This is a genomic window from Streptomyces sp. NBC_00536, from assembly GCF_036346295.1.
GTDB lineage: Bacteria > Actinomycetota > Actinomycetes > Streptomycetales > Streptomycetaceae > Streptomyces.
On sequence record NZ_CP107819.1, the window covers coordinates 4,551,701 to 4,567,478 of the forward strand.

Annotated in this window: 13 protein-coding genes; 5 read left to right on the forward strand and 8 right to left on the reverse strand. The window is 73.0% G+C overall.

Features of this window, described 5'->3' with window-relative positions:
• Positions 1-49: 49 nt before the first annotated feature.
• Positions 50-1,297 (forward strand): serine hydrolase domain-containing protein, encoded by a 1,248-nt coding sequence (locus OHS33_RS20060; protein ID WP_330331782.1) that lies wholly within the window; start codon positions 50-52, stop codon positions 1,295-1,297.
• A 12-nt stretch (positions 1,298-1,309) separates the two neighbouring features.
• On the opposite strand, the gene OHS33_RS20065 is transcribed toward OHS33_RS20060, so the two are convergent.
• Genes OHS33_RS20065 through OHS33_RS20075 form a run of 3 tightly spaced genes read right to left on the reverse strand, consistent with a single transcriptional unit; the run spans position 1,310 to position 4,760 of the window.
• Complete coding sequence (locus OHS33_RS20065) at positions 1,310-2,824, reverse strand: PTS transporter subunit EIIC (protein WP_330331783.1); 1,515 nt, start codon at positions 2,822-2,824, stop codon at positions 1,310-1,312.
• Between the two features lie 49 nt (positions 2,825-2,873).
• Positions 2,874-3,839, reverse strand: coding sequence for an N-acetylmuramic acid 6-phosphate etherase (murQ, locus tag OHS33_RS20070; RefSeq protein WP_330331784.1), 966 nt, complete (start codon positions 3,837-3,839; stop codon positions 2,874-2,876).
• 12 nt (positions 3,840-3,851) lie between these two features.
• On the reverse strand, positions 3,852-4,760 hold the full coding sequence (locus OHS33_RS20075; protein ID WP_330335118.1) for a MurR/RpiR family transcriptional regulator: 909 nt from the start codon (positions 4,758-4,760) through the stop codon (positions 3,852-3,854).
• A gap of 169 nt (positions 4,761-4,929) precedes the next feature.
• On the opposite strand from OHS33_RS20075, the gene OHS33_RS20080 reads away from it, so the two are divergent.
• Entirely contained in the window at positions 4,930-5,304 is a 375-nt protein-coding gene (locus OHS33_RS20080; protein ID WP_330331785.1) for a hypothetical protein, read from the forward strand.
• Positions 5,305-5,316: 12 nt separating this feature from the next.
• Complete coding sequence (locus OHS33_RS20085; protein ID WP_330331786.1) at positions 5,317-5,589, forward strand: DUF4031 domain-containing protein; 273 nt, start codon at positions 5,317-5,319, stop codon at positions 5,587-5,589.
• On the opposite strand, the gene OHS33_RS20090 is transcribed toward OHS33_RS20085, so the two are convergent.
• Together OHS33_RS20090 and OHS33_RS20095 are read right to left on the reverse strand one after the other, a co-directional pair.
• Entirely contained in the window at positions 5,586-6,815 is a 1,230-nt protein-coding gene (locus OHS33_RS20090) for a Cmx/CmrA family chloramphenicol efflux MFS transporter (RefSeq protein ID WP_330335119.1), read from the reverse strand. The two genes, OHS33_RS20085 and OHS33_RS20090, sit on opposite strands and share 4 nt — an antisense overlap.
• A gap of 74 nt (positions 6,816-6,889) precedes the next feature.
• Positions 6,890-7,549 (reverse strand): HD domain-containing protein, encoded by a 660-nt coding sequence (locus OHS33_RS20095; RefSeq protein WP_330331787.1) that lies wholly within the window; start codon positions 7,547-7,549, stop codon positions 6,890-6,892.
• 124 nt (positions 7,550-7,673) lie between these two features.
• On the opposite strand from OHS33_RS20095, the gene OHS33_RS20100 reads away from it, so the two are divergent.
• Positions 7,674-8,360, forward strand: a complete 687-nt coding sequence (locus OHS33_RS20100; protein WP_330331788.1) for a copper homeostasis protein CutC — start codon at positions 7,674-7,676, stop codon at positions 8,358-8,360.
• A gap of 563 nt (positions 8,361-8,923) precedes the next feature.
• On the opposite strand, the gene OHS33_RS20105 is transcribed toward OHS33_RS20100, so the two are convergent.
• A complete protein-coding gene (locus tag OHS33_RS20105) occupies positions 8,924-10,909 on the reverse strand; it encodes a HelD family protein (RefSeq protein ID WP_330335120.1) in 1,986 nt (661 codons plus the stop codon).
• Positions 10,910-11,323: 414 nt separating this feature from the next.
• Here OHS33_RS20105 and OHS33_RS20110 point away from each other — a divergent pair, with 414 nt between their 5' ends.
• A complete protein-coding gene (locus tag OHS33_RS20110) occupies positions 11,324-11,497 on the forward strand; it encodes a hypothetical protein (RefSeq protein ID WP_330331789.1) in 174 nt (57 codons plus the stop codon).
• A gap of 40 nt (positions 11,498-11,537) precedes the next feature.
• Here OHS33_RS20110 and OHS33_RS20115 read toward each other — a convergent pair whose 3' ends face one another.
• Together OHS33_RS20115 and OHS33_RS20120 are read right to left on the reverse strand one after the other, a co-directional pair.
• Entirely contained in the window at positions 11,538-13,181 is a 1,644-nt protein-coding gene (locus OHS33_RS20115) for a DNA repair helicase XPB (RefSeq protein ID WP_330331790.1), read from the reverse strand.
• An 84-nt stretch (positions 13,182-13,265) separates the two neighbouring features.
• A complete protein-coding gene (locus tag OHS33_RS20120) occupies positions 13,266-15,743 on the reverse strand; it encodes an ATP-binding protein (RefSeq protein WP_330331791.1) in 2,478 nt (825 codons plus the stop codon).
• Positions 15,744-15,778: the final 35 nt, after the last annotated feature.

The following is a 15,778-nucleotide window of genomic DNA, read 5'->3' on the forward strand; positions in this document are numbered from 1 at the left end:
GGCCTACGCTGGAAGCTCGGGTTTGTTCTCGTGTGGCAGGAGTACGGCCATGACGCACTCGTCCATTCGGTTGCGCAGGGGGGCCGTGACCGCCGTCGCGGTCGGGGCGTTGTTCGTGCCCGTAGCGGGCGGGGTCGCGTTCGCGGATAGGGCGGGTTCCGTAACGGGTGCCGCCGCCGCGACCGAGCCGCCGGTCGCGCCCGGGACCGTACGGCAGCTCACGCCCGCCGTGGCCCGGCAGCTGGACGCGGCCGTGCAGCGGGTCATGCACGAGGCGAACGTGCCCGGGGTGAGCGTCGGGCTGTGGACTCCGGACAAGGGGCAGTACGTACGGTCCTTCGGGGTCGCGGACAAGGCCAGCGGGCAGAAGATGACCCAGGACCTGCACATACGGATCGGCAGCGAGACCAAGACCTTCACGGTGACCGCGCTGCTCCAGCTGGTGGACCAGGGGAAGGCGGGGCTGGACGATCCCATCGCCAAGTACATCTCCGGGGTGCCGAACGGCGACAAGATCACCCTGCGCCAGCTCGCCGAAATGCGCAGCGGGCTCTTCAACTACTCGGCGGACGAGGGCTTCTACAAGGCGCTGACGACCAACCCCGACAAGCCGTTCACGCCGCAGGAGCTGCTCGCGTACTCCTTCAAGCACCCGGTGCTCTTCGCGCCGGGGGCGAAGTTCCTCTACTGCAACACGAATCTCATCCTGCTCGGGCTGGTGGTCGAGAAGCTGAGCGGGGATACGCTCGCGGACTACATACAGGAGTACGTCGTCACCCCGGCGGGCATGCACCAGACGCTCTTCCCGAAGGGCGCGGAGTTCCCGGAGCCGCACGCGCAGGGGTACACGGACCAGACCGCCAGCGGGAAGGTCGAGGACTCCGCCGACTGGAACCCGTCCTGGGGATGGGCGGCCGGGGCGATGATCTCGACCCTCGACGACCTGCGGACCTGGGCGCCGACCGTGGCCACCGGGGTGCTGCCCGACGGGAAGCCGCTGATCAGCGCCGCCACGCAGAAGGAGCGGCTGGACACGATCAAGACCACGATCCCGGGCGCCGGGTACGGTCTCGGCATCTTCAGGGTGCAGGGCTGGACCGGGCACAACGGTTCGCTGCCGGGCTACGAGACGCTGACCATCTACCTGCCCGAGGCGAAGGCGACCCTCGTGGTCGTGCTGAACACCGACATCAACTACAAGGGCGCGGAGCCCTCCACGGTCTTCGGTGAGGCGATCACGAAGATCGCCTCGCCCGGGAACGTGTTCAACCTGCCGAGCCAGCCCGCGGCACGGTAGCGCGGCGCGGTCCTACGACAGCGCCGGTTCCTTCGCGGTATCGGGGGCCGGCGAGGTCGTGTCCGTGGCGGTCGCGGCGGCCGGGTCCGGCTCCGGGTCGGTGTTCAGGTCCAGCAGCATCTGCTTCGTGAAGCCGAAGAAGTAGGTGGCGAGGAAGCCGACCGCATAGCCGACGGCCAGGCCGCCCGCGTAGATGGCGATGGTCGCGCCCAGCCCGGCCTTGCCGTTGAGCAGCGGGAACAGGGCCCAGCCCGAGGGGCCGATCGCGGTCGAACCGAACGCGACGCCCAGTTGGTTGAAGAGGCCGATGAAGGCCCCGCCCGCCGCGCCGCCGACGCAGGCGGTGACGAAGGGGCGGCCCAGGGGGAGGGAGACACCGTAGATGAGGGGTTCGCCCACGCCGAGGAAACCGGCGGGGAGCGCGGACTTGATGGTGCGGCGCAGCGAACCGTTGCGCGGGAGGCGGTAGTAGACCGCGATGGCCGCGCCGACCTGGCCCGCGCCCGCCATGGCGAGGATCGGCAGCAGGACGGTGTAGCCGGTCTGCTCGATCAGCGTGGTGTGGATCGGGATCAGGGCCTGGTGCAGGCCGAGCATGACCAGGGGGAGGAAGAGCCCGCCGAGGACCAGCCCGGCGAAGGCGCCGCCGGTGGCGAGCAGCCAGGTGGCGAACGTACCGATGGCGTGGGAGGCCTCACCGGCGAGGAACATCAGGCCGAAGAGGGTGACGAGGCCGGAGAGCAGCACGGTGAGGGTGGGGGTGACCAGGACGTCGAGGGCCTCGGGGACCCAGCGGCGGCACCACTTCTCGACGTACACGGCGAGCAGCGCGGCGGCCAGCGCGCCGAGGACACCGCCCTGGCCGGGGGAGAGGTGCTGGCCGAAGGCGTCGATCTTCGCGACGCCGGGGAAGACGATGATCGCGGCGACGGCCCCGCCCAGGACCGGCGTACCGCCGAACTCCTTGGCCGTGTTGTAGCCGACGAAGACCGCGATCAGCGACATGAAGCCGGAGGCCATCGCGGCGAGCGCGGGGACGAGGGCGGGCAGCCAGCCGAAGTTGGTGAGCAGGCCGTTCAGGCCCGCGATGATGCCGCAGCCGATGAGGGCGGGGATCAGCGGGACGAAGATGTTCGCGACGCGGCGCAGGAAGAGCTTGAAGGGGGTGGAGTTCTTCGCCTTCTGCGCCTGCTTGAGGGCCGCGCCCTGGGCGGCGAGTTCGTCGGCCGTGACGGGGTGGGGCGCTTCGGGTGCCGGGGCCTTGGCGCGTTCTTCCGCGACCAAGGCCTCCAGTTCCGGAGTGACGCGGGCGACGGTGCCCGGGCCGAGGACGATCTGGTAGGTGTCGTCTTCTACGACGCCCAGCACCGCGGGGAGGGCTTTGAGGGCCTCGTCCTGGACGAGGGTCCGGTCGCGCAGGCCGATCCGCAGCCGGGTCATGCAGTGCGCGATCGAGAGGATGTTGCCGGGGCCGCCGACCAGCGGAAGGATCGCGGCGGCGGTGGCGCGGTTCTTGTCTGTGGACATGGGGCGGGTCGTCCCTCGGTGGTGGGTCGGGCGGGTCGGTCGGGTCGGGTCAGGCGGTGGCGGCCGGGCGGGACGCGGCGAGGGCCTCGCGGAGGTGGCCGTGGGAGGACTCCAGCAGGGCGGCGGCCGTGGGGGCGTCGACCGCGCCGAGGATGACCAGGATGGCGTGCTTGACCTCGCCGTCCGTGGCGCTCAGCGCGGCCTCGATCTCCTCGTCGGGGGCGCCGGTGGCGAGGGCCACGATGCGGCGGGAGCGGGCGCGCAGCTTCTCGTTGGAGGCGCGCAGGTCGACCATCAGGTTTCCGTACGTCTTGCCGAGGCGGATCATCACGATCGTCGAGATGAGGTTCAGGACGAGCTTCTGGGCCGTGCCCGCCTTGAGCCGGGTGGAGCCGGTGAGCAGCTCGGGGCCGACGACGACCTCGACGGGGTGGTCGGCGGCCGCGCCGAGCGCGGAGTCCGCGTTGCAGGACAGCCCGACGCTCAGGGCGCCGCGCGTACGGGCGAACTCGACGGCGCCGATGGCGTACGGGGTGCGCCCGGAGGCCGAGACGCCGATGACCGTGTCGTCGGCGGTCAGGGCGAGGGCGGTGAGGTCCGCCACCGCCAGCTCCTTGGAGTCCTCGGCGCCCTCGACGGCCTTGACCATGGCGGAGGGGCCGCCCGCGATCAGGCCGACGACCACGGACGGGTCGGTGTTGAAGGTGGGCGGGCACTCGCTCGCGTCCAGGACGCCCATCCGGCCCGCCGTGCCCGCGCCCGCGTAGACCAGCCGGCCGCCGCGGGCCATGCGCTCCGCGATCGCGTCGACGGCGGTGGCGATCCGGGGCAGCTGGGCGGCGACGGCGGTGGGGACGGTGGCGTCCTCGGCGTTCATGGTGACGGCGATGTCGAGGGTCGACAGCTGGTCGATGTCGGCCAGCTCGGGGCGGAACGCCTCGGTGGTGAGGGTGTCGAGCTGGGCGCGGAGGGCGGCGTAGGCCGTGGCCGTGCCGGTCGTCGTGTCGGGGGTCATGGCGAAGGGCTCCTAGCGGGCGGTGCCGGGGGTGCGGGGCGTGCCGGGGGCTGAGGCTCGGTGCCGGGGCGCGAGGGCCTCGTAGGAGGCGGCCAGTGCGGGGGCGGCCGTCGCGTAGGACCGTTGCGCGATGCCGACGAACAGGCAGTCGACGACGAGCAGTTGGCTGGTCCTGCTCGACATGGCGGCCGGGCGCAGCTCGGTCTCCCGGGCGGCGGAGGTGGCGAGCACGAGGTCGGCGTAGCGGGAGACCGGGCCGCCGGGGCGGCCGGTGATGGCGATGGTGGCCGCGCCGTGCTCGAAGGCGTGGCGCAGCGGCTCGATCACATCGCCGGTGGAACCGGAGTGGGTGATCGCGACCGCCGCGTCGCCGGGGCGCAGCAGGACGGCGTTGGTGATGGCCAGGTGCGGGTCGCCGTGCGCGTGGGCGATCAGGCCGATGCGGAGCAGCTTCTGCGCGAGGTCCTGGGCGACCAGGGCGGAGGCGCCGACGCCGTAGATGTCGATGCGGCGGGCCGCGGCGAGCGCGGCGACGGCCGCCGCGAGCTGGGCGTGGTCCAGGCCCGCGGCGGTTTCGGCGAGGGTCTGCTGCTCCTCGTAGGCCAGTTTGGCGACGACGTCCGCGATCGGGTCGTCGACGGCTATGTCGGCGGTGACGGCGGGGGAGGCGCCGGACTCCTGGCGGGCGGCGATCGCGGCGAGGGCCAGGCGCAGGTCCCGGTAGCCGGGGTAGCCGAGGAGGCGGGCGGTGCGGACCACGGTGGCCTCGCTGGTGCCGGTGCGGGCGGCCAGCGCGGTGACGGTGAGCTGCGAGCAGTCGGCCGGGTCGGCGGCGACGGCTTCGGCGACGACCAGCATGGAACGGGTCATGGCGGGGCCGAGCGCGCGGATCTTGGCGCGCAGGGTCTCGGGGCCGGGGATGGCCGCCGGGGCGGGTGCCGTCGCGACCTTGGTCCGGCTGAAAGTTTCCTTCTGGTTTTCGCTCACCCTTGAAAGATATTTTCAGGCCGTTCCGGGCGTCAAGACGCCATGAGGCCCCGGACCGGGGGGACCTTCGCCACTTGGCTTGCCGGGGTCCACAATGACTCGTATGGACCACGCGACCCCACCCCTGGAGCAGGCACTGCACGCCGCTCGCGCTCTTGTACTCGCCGACCTCATCGCGGGTGAGGTCGCCGAAGCCGATGTCGTCTCCCTCGTCGAGGACTCGGTCGTGCACCGCCGCTGGTGGGCGGAGCAGTGGCCGGAGGGCGCCGGCTACCTCGCCGGGCTCGTCGCCCAGGACGTGCAGGACGCGCTCCTGGAGAAGCACGGGCGCTGGCCGCTGTGCCCGGTGTGCTCGCACGCCGATCTGCACGCGATGGACGTCGATCCGGAACTCGGGCCCGATCCACACTGGGTGTGCGGGAAGCAGGGCGTGAAGGTGGCCGCGGTGGGCGGCCTCGGCGCCGTCCTCGGCCGTTAGTCCGGGGCGCCGGTGACCCTCTACATCGACCCGCCCACCTGGCCGGGGCACGGCCGGATGTGGTCCCACCTGGTCAGCGACGTCTCGTTCGAGGAGCTGCACGCCTTCGCGGCGCGCATCGGCTGCCCGGAGCGGGCCTTCGAGCGCGACCACTACGACGTGCCCGCGCACCGGTACGCGGACGCGGTGCGCGCGGGCGCCGTCGAGGTCGGCAGCAAGGAGATCGTCCGCCGGATCACGGCGGCGGGCCTGCGGCGGCCCAAGGGGCGCCCGGCTCCGTACTAGACCAGGTCTTCCTGGACCCGGTTGTTCCGCAGGGCCGGGGCGGGGGCGGACGAGGTCACGACGCGGGTCGCGCGGGGCGGCGTACGGCGGTCCAGGCGCAGGGAGACGACGGCCAGCGCGATCGCGGTGGCCGTCATGGCGGCGCCCGCCCAGGCGGTGGCGGCGAAGCCCCAGCCCGCGTCGATGACCGTACCGCCGAGCCAGGGGCCGCCGGTGTTGCCCAGGTTGAAGGCGGCCGTGGTGGTCGCCCCGGCCAGGGTCGGGGCGGCGCCCGCCACATTGAACATGCGGGCGTTGAGCGCCGGGGCCGTGAAGAAGGCGGAGAAGCCCAGCAGGAACGCCAGCGCGATCGCGGCGGCCTGCGCGGAGGCCAGCAGCGCGAGCGCGGTCAGGAAGACGGTGGAGGCGCTGATGCCCCAGAGCAGCACCCCGAAGAGGTGCGCGTCGGCGACCCGGCCGCCGACCGTCGTACCGATGAGCGCGCCGACGCCGAAGAGGCCGAGGATCCACGGCACCCAGCCCGCGTCCAGCCCGGCGACATCGGTGAGCAGCGGGGAGAGGTAGCTGAAGGCGCAGAAGACACCGCCCGCGGCGAGCGCGGTGACGCCGATGGACAGCCAGACCTGACGGTCGCGGTAGATGCGCAGCTCGCGCACCAGCCGCGGCTTCTCGGCGGGCAGCGGGATCGGCGGGATCAGCGCCAGGATGCCGACCAGCGCGATCGCGGAGGCGGCGCCGACCGACCAGAACGCGGAACGCCAGCCCAGGTGCTCACCCAGGAAGGCGCCCGCCGGGACGCCGAGGACGTTCGCGATGGACAGGCCGCCGATCATGACGGCCATGGCGCGGGCCCGCTGGTTCCGCTCGACCATGGCGATCGCGACGGCCGCGCCGACGGCCCAGAAACCCGCGCAGGCGAGGGCGGAGACGATGCGGGAGGCGAAGAGCAGCTCGTAGGTCGGGGCGAGCGCGCCCGCGACCTGTCCGAGGCCGAAGAGGCTGATCAGGGAGATGAGGGTGGTGCGCCGGGGCAGCCGCAGGGTGGCCACGGCGAGCAGCGGGGCGCCGACGACCATGCCGATCGCGAAGGCGGATATGAGCAGGCCCGCCTGCGGGATGCTCACGCCCATGTCCTCGGCGATGGGTGGCAGCAGCCCGGACAGCATGAATTCGCTGGTCCCGAGGGCGAAGACGGAGAGGCCGAGGATGTAGACGGCGACGGGCATGCGGGTGCGTTCGGCTGCTGCGGGCATGATCTGCACCAACCGCGCGGAACGCCGCCGCATTCCCGGACATTCCGTTATGAGACGTTTTGCTCGAGCTGTGTGGCTTCGGCGGCGAGGTTGGCGCGGGCCGGGGCCTCCCAGTGCGCGGCGCCGTACGGGGTGCGGAAGAGCCGGGGCAGGGCCAGGAGCTGGCGCAGTACGGCCGCGCGGCCGGCCCGGAAGGCCTGGTCGGGGACGAAGCCGTACTCCTCGCGGACGGCGGCGGCGTAGGCGGCGTAGGCCTGCGGGGACCCGGCCAGGACGGCGAGGTCCGCGTCGCAGAGCACCTCGCCGTCGGTGTCGCCGGGGGCGGGGTCGTGGGTGACGGTGAGCCGGACGAGCCGGGCCACCTCGGCGGTGCGGGCCGCGCCGACGCCGAGTTCGGGCAGGGCGCGCTCGGCGAGTGCGGCGCTGCGCTCCTCGTTCTCGGAGCGGTCGGGGCGGTAGACGGCGTCGTGGAACCAGGCGGCGAGGCGGACGGCGACCGGATCGGCGGCGTGCGGGGCCAGCGTGTCGACGTGGGTGAGTACGGCGGCCAGGTGCGCGGTGGAGTGGTAGCGGCGCCAGGGCTCGGCCCAGGCTGCGAGCAGCCGGTCGGCGTAGGGGCCGGGATCGCGGTCGGCTCCGGCTTCGGTGGCGGTCCGGTGCCAGGCGGCGCGGAGGTCCTGCTGGAGCTGCGGGGTGTCGGAGTCCATGCGCACATTGTGCGGGTGGCGTGATTCTGCTGGTGAGGGTGCCGGAGGAGCCGTACCCTGGATATTGGACTAGACCTATTTTCCATACCAGTCATACGAGCAGCAATCCGAAGGATGGGGTCAAATGAGCAACCGTGCGCTCCTGGAGGTGATCGCCCTCGACGCGGAGGACGCGGTCGCGGCCCAGGCCGGTGGGGCGGACCGTCTGGAACTGGTCACCGACATGGCCGCCGACGGACTCACCCCGCCGCGCGAGACCTTCGCGGCGATCCGGGCGGCCGTCGACATCCCGCTGCGGGTGATGCTGCGGCTGGCGGACGGTTTCGCCGCGGGCGACGTCGACGCGCTGACCGAGAACGCGCGGGCGCTGCGGGCGGAGGGCGCGGAGGAGTTCGTACTCGGCTTCCTCAACCCGGACGGGACCCCCGACCTCAAGACGGTCGAGGCGCTGGTCGCGGAGCTGGACGGCTGCCGCTGGACCTTCCACCGGGCCATCGACCGGGCCGCGGACCGGGACGGCCTGCGCAAGGCCCTCGCGGACCTGCCCGGCCTGGACACCTACCTGACGGCGGGCGCCGCCGATGGCGTGGACGCGGGCCTGCCGATGCTCCTCGCGGAGGCCGCGCGGCGCGGTGAGCCCGGCTACGAGGCGCGGATCCTGGTCGGCGGCGGGCTGGGCCTGCACCACCTGCCGCGGCTGCGGGCGGCGGGCGTGGACGCCTTCCACATCGGCGGCGCGGCCCGCCCCGAAGGCTGGTCGGCCCCGGTCAACCCGGCCGCGGTCGCGGAATGGCGCGAGGCCCTGTCCTGACGGCCCTGCCCTGACACCGCGCCCCGGGCCTCGCCCTGACGCCGCGCCCCGGGTGCTGCCCGACCCGGACCCGGGGGACGGGCGCGCCCCGGAGTGCCGCCTGCGGCTCCGCTGCCCTCCGGGGGCGCCTCAAACGCCGGCGGGGCTGGGGCTGGGGGTGGTGGGGTGCGGCTGGGGATGGTGTGGCTGCGGGCCGGACGCCGCCTGCGGCCGGTTGGCCCTCCGGGGGCGCCTCAAACGCCGGCGGGGCTGGGGTTTCCTGCGGGGCTGGGGGGTCTCGGCAGGCGTCCGAGGACGGGGCCAAAGTCAGCCTCGCCGGCCGTCCGAGGGCGCGGCCAAAGTCAGCCTCGCCGGCGTTTGAGGCGCCCCCGGAGGGCGGATGTGCCGGAGGTCGCCGTCTGGGCTCCGTGCGCCCGGGCCCGGGGCGAGGTCGGGGCCAGAATCAGCCTCGCCGGCCGTCCGAGGACGCGGCCAAAGTCAGCCTCGCCGGCGTTTGAGGCGCCCCCGGAGGGCAGATGCGCCGCAGGTTGCCATTCGGCCTCCGCGCCCCCCCCCGGGACGGGTTAGGCCAGGGCCGCCGGCAGGGCGGACGTGTGCAGGGCCGTCAGGCCGGAGACGGCTCGGGTCAGGCAGACGTACAGCCGACGCAGCCCGGTCCGTTCGTCCGGCTCGCCGTCCACGATGGCCGACGGCTCGTCCAGCACGACGTAGTCGTACTCCAGACCCTTGGCCAGCGATGCGGGCACCAGCGTCAGCCGGGACTCGGCCGTGGTCTCCTCACCCGGCGCCAGATACGGCAGCCCCGCCGCCAGCAGGGCTTCCCCCAGCCCCCCGACCCGCGCGTCGGCCGCGATCAGCCCGATCGACCCCTCGTGCGCGAGCGCCTGACGGCAGGCCGCGACGACCGCCCCCGTCAGCTCGTCGGCGGCCGGGACGGCCCGTACGTCCAGCGACCCCGGCGTCTCACGCACCGAGGACACCGCGGCCAGCCCCGGCGAGATCTCCGGCAGCAGCCGCGACGCGTACGCGATCACCTCGCGCGGCACGCGGAAACCGGCCGTCAGCTCCTCCAGCACCGCCTCCGGCTTGCCCAGGTGCCCCAGCGCCTCGGCCCAGCTCCGCGTGGCCCACGGAGTGGTCCCCTGGGCCAGGTCGCCCAGTACCGTCGCCGAGCCCGTCGTGCAGCGCCGCCCCACCGCCCGGTACTGCATCGGCGACAGGTCCTGCGCCTCGTCGAGGACGACGTGGCCGAGCGAGTGCGTGCGCTCCACCAGGTCGTTCGCCTCGTCGATGAGGACGAGGTCGGCCGGGGACCACTTGGCGGCCTTCACGCTGCGGAACGGCTTCGGCCACAGCAGCAGCTTCTGCTCGTCCTCGGTGAGGATCCCCTCGGCGTGCTCCGCGAGGAACTCCGGGTCGGCCAGCAGCCGCAGCACCAGCTTCGCCGGGTCCACCGGCGGCCACATCTGCTTGACGGCCGCCTTGACGGCGGGGTTGCGGGCCACGGCGTCCTGGACGCGGTCGTCGGGGGCCTCGCCCGCCTGCTCCATCCGTACGAGCACGGTGTGCGCGATGCGCTGCGGGAGCGCGTCGTGGGCGGCGCCGTAGCGGATGTCGCGGTTCTGCAGCTCTTCGACGATCTCGGCGAGTTCGTACGCCGGGACCCGCCAGCGCCGCGATCCGCGGACCACCATCAGCGGCTCGGTCGGCAGCGTGACGTGTGACCGTACGGCCCGGCGCAGCACCTCCGCCATCCGGGCGTCGCCCTTGACCACGGCGGTCTCGGCCTGGTCGACGGCCCGGATCTCGGCCACGCCCGGGCGGGCCACCAGGTCGTCGACGGTCGCCTGCTTGACCTCCAGCTCGCCCAGGGCCGGGAGGACCTGCTCGATGTAGTGGAGGAAGGAACGGTTCGGCCCGATGACCAGGGTGCCGGTGCGGGCGAGCCGGTCGCGGTGCGCGTAGAGGAGGTAGGCGACGCGGTGCAGGCCGACGGCGGTCTTCCCGGTGCCGGGGCCGCCCTGGACGCATACCGATCCGCCGAGGCCGGAGCGGACGATCTCGTCCTGCTCGGGCTGGATCGTCGCGACGATGTCCCTCATCGGGCCGACGCGCGGGCGCTCGATCTCCTGCTGGAGGAGCTTGCTGACGGCGGACGCCTCGGCGGGGTCGGAGAGGTGCTCGTCCTCGTACGCCGTCAGCTCGCCGCCCGTGTAACCGAAGCGGCGGCGCAGCGCGATGTCCTGCGGGTCGGTCTTGGAGGCCCGGTAGAAGGGCTGGGAGACGGGCGCGCGCCAGTCGATGACCATCGGGTCGCCGCCCGCGTCGTGGACGTGGCGGCGGCCGATGTAGAACTGCTCGCCCTCCGCGCCTTCGGCGACGGACGCGCCGGGCGCGTGCAGGTAGTTGAGGCGGCCGAAGAAGAGGGGGGTGTGGGCCAGGTCCGCGAGGGCCTTGATCCGGTCGTCGATCTGGGCCTGCAGGACGATGGCGTTGACCCAGTTCGCGGTGACGTCGCGGATGTCGAGGGATTCGACGTCCTCGCGCATGGCGCGCAGCGCGGAACGCGACGCGGCGAGGTGGGCCCGTTCCCGGGCGAGGGGATCGAGGGGATCGAGGGCGAGGGGATCGGCGGACACGGAACTGCCTGCGGACACGGAACTGCCTCCAGCTGCTGATCTCTGTGATCGGACCGTCCGGTTTCCGAGCGGACGGCGGCTCTCCCCGGCGGCGTGGTGGAGCGACGGCGGGAGGGGAGGCGGCAAGAGCGGAGATTCTAGTCAGCGGGGCGGCGCGGCGCGAACCGTTTTCGACGCTGGTACCACCCGTGTCATACCGGAGAGTGTCAGACCTTGGGTAGGGGCCCTAGGGGTCGCCGTGCGCCGTGAGGAGGAGGTGGGAGGGTGTCAGGTTCCGCCCCGAGGGCGATGTGATTTCCGTGCGGGAAAAGCACCATTGGATACATGAGCACCGCAACCTTCACCCCGAGCCAGGGCCGCCGCCACACTCGCGGCGCCACCACCAAGCCTGTACACAAGAACGGCCTGCTGCGGGCGGCGAAGATCTTCGCCGGTACCGCCGTGAGCGTGGTCCTCCTCGGCGAATACGCCGAGGACGCCGGCGTTATACGTCGCTGACGTCCCCGTAGTACTCCCCGGCGTACTCCCCGGCGTACGGTCAGTCGCCGGCCAGCAGCTCGTCGGCGTCCATGATCCGGTAGGCGTAGCCCTGTTCGGCGAGGAAGCGCTGGCGGTGGGCGGCGTAGTCCTGGTCGATCGTGTCCCGTGCCACCACCGAGTAGAAGCGGGCCTCGTGACCGTCCGCCTTCGGGCGCAGCACACGGCCGAGGCGCTGTGCCTCCTCCTGGCGGGAGCCGAAGGTGCCCGACACCTGGATGGCGACCGTCGCCTCCGGGAGGTCGATCGAGAAGTTCGCGACCTTCGAGACGACCAGCACGCTGATCTCCCCCTCGCGGAACGCGTTGAACAGCTTCTCGCGCTGCGCGTTCGAGGTCTCGCCCTTGATGACCGGCGCGTCCAGGTGCTCACCCAGCTCGTCGAGCTGATCGATGTACTGCCCGATCACCAGCGTCTGCTCGCCCTTGTGCTTGCGCACCAACGCCTCGGTGACCTTCCGCTTCGTCGCGGTCGTCGCACAGAAGCGGTACTTCTCCTCCGTCTCGGCGGTCGCGTAGGCGAGCCGCTCGCTCTCGGTGAGATTGACCCGTACCTCGACACAGTCCGCCGGGGCGATGTAGCCCTGCGCCTCGATCTCCTTCCACGGCGCGTCGAACCGCTTGGGGCCGATCAGCGAGAAGACGTCCGACTCGCGGCCGTCCTCGCGCACCAGCGTCGCGGTCAGTCCGAGCCGCCGCCGGGCCTGCAGGTCCGCCGTGAACTTGAAGACGGGCGCGGGCAGCAGGTGCACCTCGTCGTAGACGATCAGGCCCCAGTCCCGGGAGTCGAAGAGCTCCAGGTGCGGATAGATGCCCTTCCGCTTCGTCGTCAGGACCTGGTAGGTCGCGATCGTGACCGGGCGGATCTCCTTGCGGGTGCCCGAGTACTCGCCGATCTCCTCCTCGGTGAGCGAGGTCCGCTTGATCAGCTCGTGCTTCCACTGCCGGGCCGAGACCGTGTTCGTGACCAGGATCAGCGTGGTCGCCTTGGCCTGCGCCATGGCCCCGGCGCCCACCAGCGTCTTGCCCGCGCCACAGGGCAGTACGACCACGCCCGAGCCGCCGTGCCAGAAACCCTCGACGGCCTGCTGCTGGTAGGGGCGCAGCGCCCAGCCGTCCTCGGCCAGCTCGATCGGGTGCGCCTCACCGTCGACGTACCCGGCGAGGTCCTCGGCGGGCCAGCCCAGCTTCAGCAGGGTCTGCTTGATCTGCCCGCGCTCGGAGGGGTGCACGGCGACCGTGTCGGCGTCGAGCCGCGCGCCGACGAGCGGGGCGATCTTCTTGGACCGCAGGATCTCCTCCAGCACCGGCCGGTCGGTGCTGGTCAGCACCAGCCCGTGCACGGGGTGCTTGGTGAGGGTGAGCCGTCCGTAGCGGGCCATCGTCTCGGCGACGTCGACGAGCAGGGCGTGCGGCACCGGGTAGCGGGAGTACTCGACGAGCGCGTCCACGACCTGCTCGGCGTCGTGCCCGGCCGCCCGGGCGTTCCACAGTCCGAGCGGGGTGATCCGGTAGGTGTGGATGTGCTCGGGAGCCCGCTCCAGCTCGGCGAAGGGCGCGATGGCCCGCCGCGCGGCGGCGGACAGTTCGTGGTCGACCTCAAGCAGGAGGGTCTTGTCACTCTGGACGATCAGAGGCCCGTTCAAGAGCGTCCCTTTCCGGCGGTGTGGCGGTCCGGGCGCGGACGGCCAAACCTCCAGTCTGCCGTATCGCCCGCCGGGTGTGGGGGTTCAGCGGGATCGCAGGTCCGCGGACATGCGGGTGGCGTGGGTGCGGGCTCGGGCCGCCTCGTCGGGGAAACCGGTCCGTTCGAAGGCGTCGGCGGCCTCGGCCATCACGGTCGGGGCCTCGGCGGAGCCGGGGGGACCGGCGTCCCGCAGGGCCTCGGCGAGGAGGCGCAGGACCTGGGCCAGCTCCGGCAGGGGCGGCAGCGCCCGCAGTGCGCTGACCGCGCGGCGGTAGGCGGCGATGGATTCGGCGGGGCGTTGCGCCAGGCCGAGGGCCATCCCCGTGCACACGAGGGCATCGACGTGGGCGCGCGGGTCTCCCGCTTCCCACAGCAGCCGTGCGGCCTCCGCGAGGGCGGTGAGGGCCTCGTCGTGCCGTCCGGCCCGCATCAGGGACACCCCCAGGTTGATCAGGGCCCCGCCTTCCTGGTGCGGGTCGCCCAGTTCGCGGATGGCGGCGGCGACCGCCCTGTGCTCCGCCGTGCCGTCGCTGAGCCCGGCCTCGCGCAGTGCGGTGCCCAGGTTGCCGTCCGCCTTGGCCGCGCCGTGCGCGTCGTCGGCCTCGCGGAACAGGGTGGCCGCCCGCCGGAAGGTGGCGACGGCTTCCTCGTGGCGGCCCAGGTGTCGCAGTGCGTTCCCCAGGCTGTTGCAGTTGGCGGCCTTGACGCGGAGGTCGCCGCAGCGCCCGGCCGCCTCGATGCCCTGCATCAGGACCGGGACGGCTTCCTCGTGCCGGCCCGTTCCGGTGAGTGCCGAGCCCAGGTTGTTCAGCGCGTTCGCGAGGTCCGGGGCCTGTCCCACCTCACGGTGGAGGGCGACCGCCTCGTACAGGACGGGCACGGCCTCCTCGGCGCGGCCCATCAAGGCCAGGGCGAGCCCGATGTTGTTGAGGGCTTCCGCCCGGCCGAGGGGGACGTCATGGTCTGTGCTGAGGCGCAGCGCCTCCTCGTGGTCCGCGATGGCCTCCTCGAAGCGTCTCAGCAGGATCAGCGCGCCGCCCCTTCCGCCGACCATGGCGATCCTGATCGGTGCGGGGACCTGCTCCGGGGGGATGCTCAGGCAGCTGTCGCACACGGCGATCAGCACATCGGGCATGCGCCGCAGCGTCAGGTATTCGAGCAACAGGTTGCCCTGTGCCATGGCGAAGACGTGGTTTCCCTGGGCCACCGCGAAGGGCACGGCGGCGGTGAGGGAGCCGGATTCCGCGTCGAGCCATTCGAGGGCGGCCCGCCGGTCCTCGAACCGGGGCGTCACGACCATCCCGGCAGTGAAGTGGCCGACCGCGTCCCAAGAGGTGGCCAGATAGTGCTTCAGCAGCCGCTGGACCGCGGCCGGGTGCTGGACGGCCGCGGTGTGGGTCTCGCCGAGGCCGGCGGCGTACAGGCGCATCAGGTCGTGCATGCGCCAGCGGCCGTAGGTCGTGCCCGCCTCGATGAGGTGGCCGCGGGCCAGGTCCTGGAGCAGCTCCTCCGTGTCGTAGGGGTCCCCGTCGGCGAGACGGGCCGCGGCCTCGGTGGACAGGTCGGGGCCCGGGTTCAGCGGCAGCAGCCGGAACAGCCGGGCCTGGCGGGGCCCCAGGTTCCGGTAGGACAGTTCGAAGGCGGCGCGCACGCCGAGATCGCCGCGGGAGAGCCGGTGCATGCGGCGCTGTCTGTCGGCGAGGGCCCCGGCCAGGTCGGCGAGCGGCCGGGCGGGCAGGTCCGCGAGCAGCGCGGCGACGATCCGCAGGGCCAGCGGCAGGTGTCCGCACAGCCGGGCGATCTCGGCGGCGGAGGCGGGGTCCTCGCGCACCCGCTGGTCCCCGGCACCGCGGGCCGCCTGCCCGGCGAGCCGGAGCAGCTCCACGGCGGATTCCGGTTCCAGCACGTCCAGGTCGTACAGCCGCGCGCCGAGGTCGGACAGGGTGTGCCGGGAGGTGATCAGGGCGGGGATCCGGGGGTCGCCGGGCAGCAGCGGGCCCGCCTGGCCGGAGCTGCTCGCGTTGTCGAGGACGACGAGGACGCGGCGGCCCTGGTCGGCGTAGCAGGCGAGCACCGAGCGGTAGAGGCGCTCGCGGTCCTGGAGGGTGTGCGGGATGTGCTCCCCGGGGACGGAGAGGGCGTACAGCAGGGAGGCCAGGGCGTCTTCGGGGTCGAGGCGCCGGTCGTCGTCGTAGCCGAAGAGGTCGACGTAGAGCACCCCGCCGGGGAACCACCCCTGCTTCAGGGCGTGGTGGGCGGTCTGCAGGGCCAGCTCGGTCTTGCCGACCCCGGCGAGCCCGGACACGGCGTGCGCCGGGAGCGTGGGCGCGCCGTCGGGCGTGGGCGGCGCGAGCGCGCCCGTCAGGGCCGCCATGACGTCCTCGCGGCCGGTGAAGGTGCCCGAGGCGGCGGGCATCCCGCTCAGCGCGGGGGTGATCTCCCGGGGCAGGGTCAGCGTGATGTGGGCGCCCTGCACCACGGTGCTGAAGTAGATCCCGGCCGCGTCGTTGCGGACATCCACCCGAACCCCCCTGGCTGCGGCGGCAGTTGGGCCAC